General features: G+C 67.0%; 12 protein-coding genes. 8 read left to right on the top strand and 4 right to left on the bottom strand.

The genetic code is table 11. The features are described 5' to 3' along the window. On the top strand, positions 1-328 hold a 328-nt coding region (locus tag VGQ44_07580), incomplete at its 5' end, for a VOC family protein (protein ID HEV8446664.1). 88 nt (positions 329-416) lie between these two features. On the opposite strand, the gene VGQ44_07585 is transcribed toward VGQ44_07580, so the two are convergent. Further along, positions 417-1,442 (bottom strand): glycoside hydrolase family 43 protein, encoded by a 1,026-nt coding sequence (locus VGQ44_07585; protein ID HEV8446665.1) that lies wholly within the window; start codon positions 1,440-1,442, stop codon positions 417-419. A gap of 243 nt (positions 1,443-1,685) precedes the next feature. Between VGQ44_07585 and VGQ44_07590 the strand changes: the two genes are divergently transcribed. From VGQ44_07590 to VGQ44_07615, 6 genes are all read left to right on the top strand, one after another. After that, entirely contained in the window at positions 1,686-2,126 is a 441-nt protein-coding gene (locus VGQ44_07590; GenBank protein HEV8446666.1) for a polymer-forming cytoskeletal protein, read from the top strand. Between the two features lie 16 nt (positions 2,127-2,142). Beyond that, positions 2,143-2,850, top strand: a complete 708-nt coding sequence (locus VGQ44_07595) for a M23 family metallopeptidase (GenBank protein HEV8446667.1) — start codon at positions 2,143-2,145, stop codon at positions 2,848-2,850. Positions 2,851-3,031: 181 nt separating this feature from the next. After that, the gene (locus VGQ44_07600) at positions 3,032-3,337 is read left to right on the top strand and encodes a hypothetical protein (GenBank protein ID HEV8446668.1); all 306 of its coding nucleotides are present in this window, start codon (positions 3,032-3,034) and stop codon (positions 3,335-3,337) included. Positions 3,338-3,361: 24 nt separating this feature from the next. Then, the gene (locus VGQ44_07605) at positions 3,362-4,183 is read left to right on the top strand and encodes a hypothetical protein (protein ID HEV8446669.1); all 822 of its coding nucleotides are present in this window, start codon (positions 3,362-3,364) and stop codon (positions 4,181-4,183) included. A 202-nt stretch (positions 4,184-4,385) separates the two neighbouring features. Next, entirely contained in the window at positions 4,386-6,047 is a 1,662-nt protein-coding gene (locus tag VGQ44_07610; GenBank protein ID HEV8446670.1) for a PQQ-binding-like beta-propeller repeat protein, read from the top strand. Positions 6,048-6,121: 74 nt separating this feature from the next. After that, a complete protein-coding gene (locus VGQ44_07615) occupies positions 6,122-8,134 on the top strand; it encodes an oligopeptide transporter, OPT family (protein ID HEV8446671.1) in 2,013 nt (670 codons plus the stop codon). Between the two features lie 297 nt (positions 8,135-8,431). Here the strand turns inward: VGQ44_07615 and VGQ44_07620 are convergent, their stop codons facing one another. Beyond that, positions 8,432-8,797: a PadR family transcriptional regulator gene (locus VGQ44_07620; GenBank protein HEV8446672.1), complete on the bottom strand. Its 366-nt coding sequence runs from the start codon at positions 8,795-8,797 to the stop codon at positions 8,432-8,434. A gap of 208 nt (positions 8,798-9,005) precedes the next feature. Between VGQ44_07620 and VGQ44_07625 the strand changes: the two genes are divergently transcribed. After that, entirely contained in the window at positions 9,006-9,281 is a 276-nt protein-coding gene (locus tag VGQ44_07625) for a hypothetical protein (protein ID HEV8446673.1), read from the top strand. A gap of 267 nt (positions 9,282-9,548) precedes the next feature. On the opposite strand, the gene VGQ44_07630 is transcribed toward VGQ44_07625, so the two are convergent. Both VGQ44_07630 and VGQ44_07635 read right to left on the bottom strand, forming a co-directional pair. Further along, positions 9,549-12,689: a serine/threonine-protein kinase gene (locus VGQ44_07630; protein ID HEV8446674.1), complete on the bottom strand. Its 3,141-nt coding sequence runs from the start codon at positions 12,687-12,689 to the stop codon at positions 9,549-9,551. Next, positions 12,686-13,318, bottom strand: coding sequence for a sigma-70 family RNA polymerase sigma factor (locus VGQ44_07635; GenBank protein ID HEV8446675.1), 633 nt, complete (start codon positions 13,316-13,318; stop codon positions 12,686-12,688). Before VGQ44_07635 ends, VGQ44_07630 begins: the two co-directional genes overlap by 4 nt. Positions 13,319-13,538 lie beyond the last annotated feature (220 nt).

Here is a 13,538-nt window from a genome sequence, read left to right on the forward strand (position 1 = left end):
AGCGAGCGGCATACGCCTCGGGCGCGTCCAGGACGGCCGTCGGCAGCGTCCCGACGGCGTGATGCTCTCATGGCGCTACACCGATCCCGCGACAGTCGTCGCGGACGGGTTGATTCCATTCTTCATCGACTGGGGACAGTCGCCGAATCCGGCTGCGAATGCACCGCAGGGTGCGAGACTCGTCGAGCTGCGCGCCGAACATCCGAACGCGGCGGCGATGCGTGATCAGTTGGAGTCGCTCGGGATCGGGTTGCGCGTCACTTCCGGGCCCCGAGCGGCGTTGATCGCAACGATAGATGGCGATCAAGGCCGGGTCGAGCTCCGTTAGCGGATCCCGGCGACCGGTGGCGAGTCCCGACCAAGGAACGTCGATAGTTTGATCGAGTGCAGCACGACGACCGCGAGCGCGCACGACTCTATGGACTGCGCCGGCCGGTGTCTGGCGTCTTCGCACCGATCGGATCCGCGCTGACACCGCCCGTGGTGATCTTCACGGGTTGAATCATCCCGCGATCGTCGAACCGCAGCTCGTCGATGCTCACCACACGATGGTTGCGATCCGTTTCTCCGAGCGGCCGACGATGGTAGACGATGTACCACTTTCCCGACGCCGGCGACTGAACCACCGAGTGGTGCCCGGCGCCCGTCGCGACGGTGGAGTCCTGCTGAAGGATCTTACCCACACGCTCGAATGGCCCGAACGGCGATGAGCCAACGGCGTACGCGACGGCGTAGTTTGGTCCGGTCCATCCGCCTTCGGACCACATGAAGTAGTACTTGTCGTTCTTGAGGAGCATGAACGCCCCCTCGACGTATCCCGCCGGCGTGATCTCCTTGAACGTGCTTCCGTCGGGAAGCGGGACGAATCCGGTGAAGTCGGCGTTCAGCTTCGCGATGTTGCAGTGACGCCAACCGCCGTAGACGATGTAGTACGACCCGTCGCGATCCTTGAACACCATCTGGTCGATCGGCTGCGCGCCATTGTGGAACCGGTCGATGAGTGGCTTGCCGAGGTAATCCGTGAACGGCCCTTCCGGCGTTCGCGAACGCGCGACGCCGATGCCGCCGACCTGCTGGTCGTTCTGGATGTCGTTGGCGCCGAAGAAGAGGTAGTACCAGCCGTCCTTCTCGACGATCGACGGTGCCCACACCGCTCGTTTCGCCCACGACACGTTCGCGACGTCGAGCACGCGCGGGTGCTTGGCCCACGTGATGAGATCGCGCGAGGAGAACGCGTCGAGGAACGTCTGCTGATCGTACGGCGCGGAGTACGTCGGGAAGATCCAGTACTGTCCGTCGAAGACGTGCGCTTCGGGGTCGGCGTACCAGCCCGGAAGAATCGGGTTACCGGATGTCTGTGATGGCGCGGCGGCGGGCAGCGCCAGCGCCGCGAGAAGGCACGAGACGCGAAGCGACCACCCAAGCTCGGCAAGACGAGGCATGCCCTGAAGTTGGGACCGTCGCACCGGTTCGACAACCGGAGATGATTCGTGCGTTCAGGCGCGCGATTTTCCGTGGCGTGCCAGGCGATTGGAAAGTTTTTTTACAGATCCACGCCCTTCTATATGAGAGTTCTCGCTGTGTCGTCTCGCACAGGCGAGAGACCGTGGCGCGACGCATTCTGAAGCGTCTTTGATTGACAAACGTGATTGGCACGAGCCGCACACCAATCTGGAGAAGCTTCGATGAGTCTATTCGCCCGCCGCCGCCGCGCCCCTGTGGCGCCCGCCGTATCAGACGGCTACTCAGTGATCGATGCCCGTCTGTCGATTCAAGGCGACATCTCGACCGACGGCACCGTCCGCGTGGACGGCCGCATCGACGGCACGCTGCACCGAGCGGACACGCTCATCATCGGCGCCGGCGGCGCCGTGATCGGCAACATCGAAGCGCGTGAGGTCGTGATCGGCGGCGAGCTGACCGGCGACCTCTCGGTGCGCGGCCGCGTGGAAATTCAGAAGACCGCGACGGTGCGCGGCGACATTCGCGCCGCGGCGGTCGGCCTCGAAGAGGGCGGCACGATCCACGGTCACGTCGTCGTGCACGCGCTCGACACCGACGTGCCGGTGATCGGCGAACGGCGCCTCATGCTCACCCCCAGCCGCTCGATGGCGGCGCAAGGCTAGCCGCGGCGGCTGACCAATGCAGAACAACGCGACGCCGGCGTGGACGCTGATTCTCGTCCCGCCGTCGCCGAGGGCAGCGCCCCGCCGCGTCGGCGTGAAGATGCGCACCGTGCGCATGTTCGCGATGCTGACGGCCGGCCTCTTCGCCGTGCTCGCGAGCTGGATGCTCGCGACTTCTGACACGGCTGTAGGCCTCGCCGACCGACTCGCCGAAGAGCAGCGGCTCACCGCGGCACTCGACGACACGGTGCAGTCGATGCGGATGGCGGCGCTCGCCGCGGAGGTGGCGAAGCTTCCGCCGGTCGGCATGATGATGCCGATCAACGGAGAGATCACGAGCCGCTTCTCACGCTCGCGCTTTCACCCGATCCTCGAGGTCTTCCGCGCGCACCGCGGCGTGGACCTCGCCGCGCCGGAGGGCACCCCGGTCAGCGCGCCCGCCGCGGGCCGCGTCGCGTCGGTCGGCCGGCGCCTCGGCTATGGATTGGTCGTCGAAGTCGTTCACTCCGGCGGCGTGGTGACTCGCTTTGCCCACTTGCAATCGTCGCTCGTACATGCGGGCGATTCCGTGACGATGGGACAGCAGATCGCCCGAGTCGGTGAAAGCGGACTCGCGACGGCACCGCATCTGCACTTCGAGGTGTGGCTCAAGGGAACGGCCGTGGATCCTGTGAAGTTCGTTGCGGCGACGCGTTTGGCGACGCCGGTGGGGACGGTGCACTGACGGTTGGGCCGGGAGACCGGTGACCGGTGGACCGGTTCGGATCTTCGCGATCGCGTGCCGTGGGGTCGGGAGCCGAAGACCGCGACGCATGCACGGCTGCTGCGTTGGTGCCCGCGAGCTTGCGAGCTGGCGCCAGGCATGGTCTCGTAAGAGCGTACCGCTCACGAACGCGGAGGCCTCAATGGGCTCTCAGGCTGCAACAGCCGTCGTGGACTCGAATCGACGCTCGCGTATCTGGCTCGGGCTTCTGCTTCTTGCCGCCGGGCTCTCGGGCCACCTCTTCGCGGCCCAAGCCATCGGCGGCAGATACGTCGCGTACAAGGATCACATCGAAGGATTCTTGATTCTCACGCTCGCGTCGTTGGTCGTCGTCGGGCTGCTGCAGTGGCGCTTCTGGAAGGGCCGCCGCGATCTGACGATCCTCATCGTCGGCGCGGTGCAAGCTGTCTTCGGCCTCGTGATCTACATCGAGCGATTTCACGTGTGACGTTCGCGAACAGTTGTGTGTGCCATGCTAGAGGCTAAAGGCGGAACGGCGCTTCTCATCGCCGCGTGCCTCACGGCGTGCGCGAGCGGGGGCGAGGGAGCTCGCCAAGCGGGTCTGCCCGCGGTTGACTCCGTAGCACTGGCTGCCGCCAACGCCGGCGACACGGACGTCGTTCGCGGACTCGGCGTTCCGACCGACCGCGACGACACACTTGGTACGCGATACGGCAAGCACGAGGCGCCGAGAGAAGTGGCGGCGCCGGATTGCCGCCCCGGCGGCATCGCGCTTTGCGTGACCGACACCGCGACGACGGTTCGATCCGTCGAGTGCTGCATGGCCGATCAGCGCGAAACGCGATGGCTGGTGTTCGCGGCGGCCGGCGACTCTATGCAGCTGTTCTTATATCCGGACGGAAGCTATCTGGACATGGACCCGCCCAGCGCCGGCCACTATGGCGCGGAGCATTCGCGCGGCGTCGACGCCTCGTGGATACGTCCACGTTTTGCGCACCGTGGGGCGTACGTGTTCACCGTCGGCATACAATCGGACGATCCCATCGAGTACGACCTCCGCGTCGCGCCGGTCATCGCGAGGGGCGCGTCGCGGCCCGTCGGCAAATCGGCGACGCTCACGATCACCGGGAAACCCTCGTCGAAAGTCGTGATCGCGCCGGCCTCGCTGGTCGCCTTGACCGACACCGCTGCACTGCGGTCCTTTGCCGTGACCGCGGGGACTTACCGCGTCCTGCTCGTGCGCGACACGTCGTATTTGGGATGTAGACTTCCCTGCTCCGCACCTCGGCGCTTCTCCATGCGACCCGGCCAGGCGGTCACGTACACTCCATAAGCACGAGCGAGAATGCGATCGGCCGGTTCGAGGGCGCAGGCGTGGCGGATCATCCTCCTGGGTGCTGTTCGCGGCGTTCATGCTCGCTGCCGCCCTCAACATGCTCCATCTGCGAGCCGGGTTTCTCACGAACAGCTCTGTCCTGACGCTCCCAAATTGAAGGCCTCTAGCTGCACGCTCCGAAGCGACGCAGCTTGAGTGAATGATCCGGGCTTCGCGCGCAATCATCCGTGCGTCGGGAGCGGCCGCGCTCGTCGCTTGCGGTGGCGCCAGCACCGCGTCCGTGTCGAGCACCCCGGCGTCGGGCGTGCCCGCCGGCGACTGGCCGAGTTACAATCGTACGCTCGCCGGCGATCGCTTCTCGCCGCTCGCCGAGATCGACCGGTCGAACGTGGCGTCGATGCGCGAGGTGTGTACGTACACGCTGCCGGAGGTGGCCGCGTTGCAGGCCGGCCCGGTCGTGATCGGCGGCGCGATGTACTTCTCGACCGACACGATGACGTACGCGATCGACGCGGCGACGTGTGCCGAGAAGTGGAAGCGATCGCGACACGTCGCGACGCCGGGCGGCGGACCGGCGGTGAATCGCGGCGTGGCGTATCTCGACGGACGAGTCTTTCGCGGCACCTCCGACACGCACGTGCTCGCGCTCGACGCCGCCGACGGCCACACGGTTTGGGATGTGCCACTCGACGTCGCCGGGCCTGGAGTCCAATTGCCGATGGCGCCGATTGCATGGAAAGGAATGGTGTTCATCGGCAACGCCGGGGGCGATCGCGCGGGAGTGATCGGCCACGTGTACGCGCTCGACGCGGCGACCGGCCAGGTCACATGGAAGTTCGACGTCATACCGGCGAGCGGGCCGGCGCACGACACGTGGGGACACGGCGCGGCCGCGACCTACCCGATTTCCGGCGGCGCGTTCTGGACGTCATTCACGCTGGACGAGACGGCCGGGGTTCTGTTCGTCTCGTCGGGCAATCCGGCGCCGGACTTCGACAGCGCGATGCGTGACGGTGAGAACCTCTATGCCAATTCTCTCATCGCGCTCGACGCGACGTCGGGGCGGATGCTGGCGTTCAACCAGCTCGTCAAGCACGACTTCCACGACTGGGACGTCGACAGCCCGTCGCCGGCCGTCACGATTCGATCGGGGCGCGCCGTCGTCGCGTCGGCCAACAAGGACGGTCTGTTGTCGGTCGTCGACCGCACCCGTGTCGCTTCGCGCGCCGCGGCCAACGGGATCTCCGGCGCGCCGTCGCAGCTTCCCGTGCTGTACCAGGTAGCCACGACGACGCGCGAGAACGTCGACGTTCCCCTGTCGCGCGACCGCGCGACTCGCTTCTGCCCAGGCATCCTCGGGGGCGCCGAATGGAATGGAGCGGCGTACGACCCTACGCGAAACACGTTCTTCGTGGGCGCGAACGACTGGTGTTCCACCGTGCAGCTTCAGCGCGAGAACTCGCCCGTGCCGCGAATCGGAGCGGCGTGGTTCGGCAATGCGCAGGGCGGCCAGCGAATGGACTCGGCGACCGCGGCGAAGGGTTGGCTCACGGCGTTCGACGCCGAGAACGGCAACGTGCGCTGGAAATTCCAGGCGCCGAAGCCTGTCCTCGCCGGCGTCACTCCCACCGCGGGCGGGCTCGTGTTCACGGCGGATCTCGGAGGCGACGTCTACGCGTTCGACGCCGACAACGGACAGGCCCGGTGGCAGGTGTCGGCCGGGCAATCGATCGGCGGCGGTGTCGTGAGCTACGTCGCCGGCGGACACCAGCGTATCGGCGTGGCGTCCGGGATGCGCTCGCCGATTTGGCCAGGCGGGTCGCAGTCGAGCCACGTCGTGGTGTACGGCGTCCTGCGTTGACGGGTCGGCCCTGAGCCTGTTGCGCGCCTCGCCGCCCGCTATCGCTCCAGAGTTGAGGCGGTAGAATTGGGCGCATGAAACCCAAAGAACTTACGATCCGCGGCCTGATTCTCGGCGCGCTGATCACGACCGTCTTCACCGCCGCGAACGTTTATCTCGGCCTCAAGGTCGGGCTCACGTTCGCGTCCTCGATTCCCGCCGCGGTGATCTCGATGGCCGTGCTGAGCGCGGTCAAGGACTCGTCGATTCTCGAGAACAACATCGTGCAGACCGTCGCGTCGGCGGCGGGCACGCTCTCGGCGATCATCTTCGTGCTGCCGGGACTCGTGATCATCGGGTGGTGGACCGGGTTTCCCTTCTGGCAATCGTTCTTGATTTGCGTGTCTGGAGGCGTGCTCGGCGTGCTGTTCACGATTCCACTGCGCCGCGCGCTCGTCACGACCTCCGACCTTCCTTATCCCGAGGGCGTCGCCGCCGCGGAAGTGTTGCGTGTCGGATCCGGCACGCGCGGCGAGACGAAGGACGATACGGGCGAAGCACGCGAAGGACTCGTCGCCGTGATCCTCGGGTCGGTGGCTTCGGCCGGGTTGGCGATCATCGCGGCGACGCGTATCGCGGCGGCGGAAGTGACCGGGTTTTTCCGGCTCGGCACGATGGCGTCGAGCGGATACAACGTCGCGTGGTCGCTCGCCCTGCTCGGCGCGGGGCACCTCGTCGGATTGTCCGTCGGGATGGCGATGCTCACGGGACTCATCATCGCGTGGGTGATCGCCGTACCGATTTTGACTTCGATCACGCCGGCGGCGGCGGGCGTCGCACTCGCCGCGCACACCTCGACCATCTGGCGTACGGAGGTGCGGTTCATCGGCGCCGGCGCGATCGCGATCGCGGCGATCTACACGCTGGCCAAGCTGGCGAAGCCGGTGGTCGGTGGACTCGTGAGCACGCTGGCGGCGTCGAAAGCGCGAGGCGCCGGAGACGACCTCGATCGCGATCTGTCGCCGGGCTGGATTTACATGCTCACCGCGGGCTGTCTGGTCATCGCCGCGTATTTGGCGTACACGTTCGCCAAGTCGACGGCGCTCGCGCCCAACGCGGCGATGCTCACGGCGATCGCGGTGCCGTTCGTTCTACTCGGTGGCTTTCTCATCGCCGGCATTTGCGGCTACATGGCCGGACTGATCGGGGCGTCGAACAGCCCGATTTCGGGTGTCGGCATTCTGTCGATCGTGCTCTGCGCGTCGGCGCTGGTCGTCGCGCTGCATCCGAATCAAGACCTGCGACCGCCGCTCGTCGCGTTCGCGCTCTTCATCACGGCGATCGTGTTCGCGTGCGCGACGATTTCGAACGACAACTTGCAGGACCTCAAGACCGGCCAGCTCGTCGGCGCGTCGCCGATGCGGCAGCAGATCGCCCTCATCGTCGGCGTGGGCGCCGGCGCGTCGGTCATTCCGTTCGTTCTCAACCTGCTCGCGAAGGCGTACGGGTTCGCGGGCGCGGCAAACGTCGGTGTCGTCGCGCCGAATCCGCTGCCGGCGCCGCAAGCGACGCTCATCTCGGCACTCGCGCAGGGCGTGATCGGCGGGAATCTCGCGTGGAAGATGCTCGGCATCGGCGCGCTGGTCGGCGTCGGACTCATCCTGCTCGACGAAGCGCTCGGCGCCGCGGGCAAGCTGCGCATTCCGCCGCTCGCCGTGGGCATCGGCATCTACCTGCCGATGTCGGCCACGTTCGCGGTGGTCGTCGGCTCGATCCTGGGCCATTGGTACGACAGGCGCGCGCGCGCGACGCCGAATCCGGAACGCGCCGAGCGATTGGGCACGCTGGTGGCGTCGGGCTTGATCGTCGGCGAAAGCATTTGGGGCGTGATCAACGCGGGGTTGATCGTCGCGTTCTCGAAGGACGCGCCGATCGGGCTCGTGCCCGAGGACTTCGCGCCCGCACCATGGCTTGGCTTGCTGTTGTTCGTGGGGGCGATCGTGTGGCTCTACGGCTGGATGCTCCGAACGTCGCGCCGGAATCCGCCGCCGGCCAATCGGGCGCCAATTCTGCCCACTCCCGAATCGGAGAAATTGACGCACAGATGACGCCGATGTGAACGACACAGTTTGCTTCCAGAACGCGCCGACGGATTCGAAGGCCTCCACCCGATCGCGGAGGATCGCGTAGGTGCTGTAGCCGACGGTGGAGTACGGCTCGCGACGCCGTCGGGCCCGGGTGTCGCGAAATAGACGCGGCGAATTCGAGATGCGTCTACGACGTGCGCCGGCGTGCGGAGGAGGAGCGTGTCGATCGCGCCGAACGTCGTCGTGTTGGCGCCGATGCCGATGCAGTTGTCGGAGCGGCGACGCATCCATCGCTCCCACCAACTCCACGGCATTGCGCTACCCTCCGCTGAGCTCCGGTCCGAGGACGAGCCGCACCGCGTCGGCGAGCCGCCGCCATTCGCCGACTTCCCTCGCCAACTGTTTGCGTCCCGCGGCCGTGAGGTCGTAGAAGCGCGCGCGACGATTGTTGTCGGAGACGCCCCACTCGCCGCGCACCCAGCCGGACGCCTCGAGGCGTTGGAGCGCGGGATAGAGCGAACCGTGATCGACGAGAAGCGCACCCTGCGACGAATGCTGGATCGCGAGCGCGATGCCATGTCCGTGGTGCGGTCCGAGCGACAGCGTTCGCAGCACGAGAAGGTCGAGCGTCCCCTGAAGGAGCGCGGCGCGGTCGGAGGACTCGGAGGCTTTTCTAGTAGGCATTCTACCAGATGGTATGGCGACTCTGGTAGGGAGTCAACTGGAGGTCGGACCTACAAAACCCGTTTCTCCGCGAAATGGCCGCGGTGGGTGATTCCTAGAGCTCGCCAGGCGCGCCTGGCCGCACAGCGCGTCAAGAATCCGCCGGCAGATTCGACCGTTGGCACGCCGCCCGCATTACCGAATGCCCATACATGAACCGGGGGGACAATTGGCTGACATCATTCAGACACCGGGCCCGACCAATACCGGTGGCGGCGGCGGCTCGGCCGCCGGATGGGCCGTGGCAGTAATCATTTTGCTGGCCGTCGTCGCGTGGTTCGTGTTCGGCGGCGGACTGAATCGAACGACGACGTATCGCGCCGACGTCAAGGTCACGCCGCCGACGTTGGACACGTCTCACACGAGCCCTCGGCCGCAGGGGAGCGCGCGGACACCCGACAGCGCAGGCGGATCGGTCGCAATTCCGTCGAGCCCGCGTCCATAACGCGGTCGCTCGGCTCGAAGATGCGTTACGCGCGGACGCCGCTCAGCGGCGCCGCGCGTTCGCGTGCGTACGGCGTGAACGCGGAAGAATCGGGCATGCGCCCCAACACCCGGACGCATACCCGACCCTACTCCGCTCTTGCAACTTCCTTCGCCTTTCCGTCTCCCCAATCCACTACCCCTCCCACGGAAAAACGAAGAGCCCCGAACTTCAGGGCTCTTTGAAAACGAATCCGCCGCGTGCAAGCGGACATCATTGACACGAACATCAATGGGATCTCGGATCGCGTGGACCGCGCCGCGTGGCGAGCGCCTTGCGCGCTTCGCGCACGATGGGCTGGAGCTCGGGATCGGCGTTGCGCCACGCGGCGGCGACCACCGCGTAATTCGCCATCGCTTCGTCGGTGCGGCCCAACTGCGACGCGACACGCGCGCGAGCGAGCGTCCACATCACATCGTCGAACCCGTTGCTGCAGCCGCTCGTCCCCGGCCAGTGCCGCTCGAGCCGCGCCGACGCATCCTTGAACCGGCGCTTGGCGATGAGCAACTGGACGAGTTGAAGACGGCTGTCGTACCAGCACTCGTGGAGCGTGTCGCTCGCGAACATGAGCTGGCGGAGCGCGGCCATCGTGTCGCGCCTGGCAAGTGAGAGATACGCGTTGCCCGCGGTGATGTTGGCGCGGATGTTGGCAGCCGTCGACGGCGTGGCGGGACGCGTGAGCCGGTTCTCGTAGAAATCGATGTAGCGCTGGATCGAAGCCGTGTCACCGTCGCTCGCCCACCAGCCGTAGAGCTTCGTGAACTGCGTGCCGGGCAACAGGTCGAGAACGCGCTTGAACTCGACGCGGGCGCTATCGGCCGACACCATACCGGCGCGGGCCATGTTGTAACGAACGGTCGATCGCTGCCAATGCGCGTGCGTCGTCGTCATCGCTTCCGCTTCGCGCAGGTGCCCGCGGAACTGGAGTCCCTGCACCGCTTGCTCGACGGCGCACGACGGATGCTGTCCCTCGGTCAGTGTCTCCGGCGGCCGGTTGTACAACGCGCGCGCGATGCGCACGATCGTCTCGGCCGAATCGGTGACGTGCCCTAGGAGGCGCGACGCGACGCACAATTGGTTCGCCGGCAGCGTATCCACCAGTCGCGGAACGTCGAGCGTCGCCGCGCGATCCGGGTCGAGCAGCACGTCGGCGAGACGGATGAAGTCCGAGCGTGGGCCCGACGGCGCGAGCGAGAGGTACGCGCGCGCGTACCGGCGTCCCATGTGCGCGCCGTCGAGATACGTCGCGAGGCGGATCGGCGTGAGGTAGGCGGGCGCGAACGAGGAATCGAGCTCGATGGCGTGCTCGTAGTGCTCGAGGATCGACCGCTCGTCCACTTCGCCGAGCGCGATGTCGCCCTGATACCGCATCATCGCTTCCGCGTACAGGAAGCAGACTTCGGCGTCGTTCGGATAGCGCGTGAATGCGTCGCCCAACAGCGCGAGCAGGCGCCGCGCGATCGCTTCCTCCTGACCGTAGTTGCCGGTCTGGATCGCGCTGCGCCACGCGAAGTAGCCGGCGCCGAACAGCGAGTCGGCGGTCGCGAACAGACGCTCACGGGGACCGAGCCCGCGCTGAAACCGGCTGGCTTGGAGCAGCAGCTCGAACGTCGTCGAGTCGGGGATGCCCTTTTGATCGCGCCAGAAGCGAACGGTCGCGAGACGATGGTAGGCCAGCGCGAACGTCGAATCGCCGGTCAGGGCGTTCTCGAAGTGCGTTTGCGCGGAATCCCATTGCGCCGCGCGGTAGAACTGCTCGCCGCGCAGGTATTCCTTGAGCGCCGAGAGCGAGACCGTCGGCGATGACGTCGCGTGCGCGAGATCGATGTTGCGGGATCGGCCGATCTCGCGAAGAACGGCGACGGTCAGGGAATCCGAGAGACGATCCATCCGGTCCGCGGCGTCCACGTACTGGATGTCGGCGACCGTGCGGCCGGAGGCGACGTCGAGCATGCTGAGCGTCACCCGCGCGGAGTCGCCCGCCGCGAGCAGTCCGCCGAAGATGACGAACCGCGCTCCCGTCGCGCGTCCGAGCTCTTGCGCCGACTTCGGGTCGGCGCGTCCGTGCCACCGGTGAATCACCTGCGACGCGGGCACGGCGCGGATCGGCCCCGCACCGTCGAGGCCGCGCGACAGGACGTCGACGAGGCCCTCCTTCCATATTGACAGCGACGGCGACGCGACGTCCAGCGGCGCAACCGCGACGAGATCCTGATCCAGCATCGACGTCTTGCCCGCTTTCATCGCGGCAAAGGCGATGAGGCCGGCCGTGAGGCCCGCGACGAGAAGGCCGACGACGATCGGCGCCTTATTGATGCGCCCCGCGTCCTTCAACGCCGAGGCAAGCTCGCCGGCCGTGGCGAATCGCTCCTCGCGCAGCGGCGACATCGCCCGCGTGACCACGGCCGCCAGCCGCCGCGAGACGAATCGGGACAGGACTGCCGGATCGACGCCGACGCGGCCGGGGTCCCGACCGTCGGCGGCGCGCATCATGGGACGCTGCCCCGTGAGCATTTCATAAAGGACGCAGCCGAGCGAGTAGACGTCGCTGCGTCCGTCGATGTCGGGCAGTCCGACGACCTGCTCCGGGCTCATGTACGACGGAGTGCCGGCGACCGGCGTGTTGCCGGTCGTCTCCTCGTCGCCGTTCGAGATCGCGCGCGCGATGCCGAAGTCGGCGACGAGCGCATGCCCTTCCTGGAGAAGGATGTTGGCGGGCTTGATGTCGAGATGGACGACGCCCCGGCGATGCGCGTAGTCGAGCGCCATCGCCACCTCGCGGCCCAGACGCACGGCCTCTTCACGCAGCAACCGGCGGTCGCGCTTCAAGCGCTCGCGAAGCGATTCTCCGGTCGCCAACGGCGACACGAAGTAGACGAAGGCCGGATCGCGCTCGCCGTCGACGCAGACTTCGCCCGAATCGTGCAGCGGAAGGATGTGCGGGTGCGACAAGCTCGCCGCGATCTCGATCTCGCGCTCGAATCGGGCGCGGTCGATCGCGCGCGCCACACTCGAGTGGATGGCCTTGACCGCGACCTGGCGCCCGTGGCGGAGATCGTCGGCGAGATAGACGGTTCCCATCCCGCCGCGGCCGATCTCGCGGACGATGCGGTAGCGCCCCGCCAATTCCCTCGGCAGCTCCGGTTCGGCGAGCAGCGGCGCGTAGGCGACGGCGGCCGGCGCCTCGAGGAAGTCGTCGGTCAGCTCGCACGCCGCGAGCAACGACATGAGCTCGGCGGCGAGATCGGCGTCGCCGCCGCACGCGCGTTCGACCCACTCTTCCCGCTCGTCCGGACAAATCTCGAGCGCCGCATCGAGCAACGGATCGAGCTGGTTCCATTGCTCACGGGACAGCGGTGGACGGCTCATCGTCCGGCGGTCGCGAAGCTCCGATGTTGTCCGGTGTGCGACGGGGGATCGTTCAGCGCTCGATAGAGGATCGCGCGCGCCTTGGTCCAGTCGCGCCGAACGGTGCGCGCGGTGATGCCGAGGCTCTCGGCGGTCTCCTCTTCCGTCATGCCGCCGAAGAACCGGCACTCGACGACGCGCGCGAGACGCTCGTCGATCTTCGCGAGGTCGTTCAGCGCCTCGTCGAGCTCGAGCAGCGACTCCGGATTGTTCGCGCCGTCGACGAGTCCGTCGTCGAGCGTGATCGGACGCTGCGTCCCGCCGCGCTTTTCAGCGGTGCGACGCCGCGCGCGATCGACGAGGATGTGGCGCATGGCGATCGCCGCGACGCTCAGAAAGTGCGCGCGGTTCTGCCAGCCCGACCCGTCGGAGCGCGAGAACTTGAGGTACAACTCGTGGACGAGTCCCGTCGCGGAGAGCGTGTCGCTCGGGCGGACCGCGAGCTCGCGGCGCGCGGTTCGGCGGAGCTCGTCGTAGACGAGCGGGAGTATTTCGTCGAGCGCCTCGGTGCGCCCGGCACGCAGCTCATCCCGAAGCTGGGAAACGGTCGCCGGCGGCGACCACTGGGGGGACTGCTTCGGCCTGATCACAGTATCGCTATCAAAGAGTTGACAATAACAGCCTATCCGCCGACTTCGGCGGTTCGTTCACTGCTGACGGGTGGTTGCGTGTCCTGGATCCGGGGAGACCGCGCCGGCATGCGTCGCCGGCGTCTGTCGCGCGTCGCTCGATTATGCCGGAGCGGTCGTGAGTCGCGACGAAGTGGAGGTCGAACCGAGCACTGAAACGGCGTCCGTCATAAATGAATAG

This window comes from Gemmatimonadaceae bacterium (genome assembly GCA_036003045.1).
In the GTDB taxonomy this organism is placed as follows: domain Bacteria; phylum Gemmatimonadota; class Gemmatimonadetes; order Gemmatimonadales; family Gemmatimonadaceae; genus JAQBQB01.

What these genes read in the sequence shown, in the direction of transcription:
- VGQ44_07590 (HEV8446666.1), top strand. Translation starts at nt 1,686, where the DNA reads ATGAGTCTATTCGCCCGCCGCCGCCGCGCCCCTGTGGCGCCCGCCGTA.
- VGQ44_07610 (HEV8446670.1), top strand. Translation starts at nt 4,386, where the DNA reads ATGATCCGGGCTTCGCGCGCAATCATCCGTGCGTCGGGAGCGGCCGCG.
- VGQ44_07600 (HEV8446668.1), top strand. Translation starts at nt 3,032, where the DNA reads ATGGGCTCTCAGGCTGCAACAGCCGTCGTGGACTCGAATCGACGCTCG.
- VGQ44_07585 (HEV8446665.1), bottom strand. Translation starts at nt 1,442, where the DNA reads ATGCCTCGTCTTGCCGAGCTTGGGTGGTCGCTTCGCGTCTCGTGCCTT.
- VGQ44_07630 (HEV8446674.1), bottom strand. Translation starts at nt 12,689, where the DNA reads ATGAGCCGTCCACCGCTGTCCCGTGAGCAATGGAACCAGCTCGATCCG.
- VGQ44_07615 (HEV8446671.1), top strand. Translation starts at nt 6,122, where the DNA reads ATGAAACCCAAAGAACTTACGATCCGCGGCCTGATTCTCGGCGCGCTG.
- VGQ44_07605 (HEV8446669.1), top strand. Translation starts at nt 3,362, where the DNA reads ATGCTAGAGGCTAAAGGCGGAACGGCGCTTCTCATCGCCGCGTGCCTC.
- VGQ44_07620 (HEV8446672.1), bottom strand. Translation starts at nt 8,797, where the DNA reads ATGCCTACTAGAAAAGCCTCCGAGTCCTCCGACCGCGCCGCGCTCCTT.
- VGQ44_07595 (HEV8446667.1), top strand. Translation starts at nt 2,143, where the DNA reads ATGCAGAACAACGCGACGCCGGCGTGGACGCTGATTCTCGTCCCGCCG.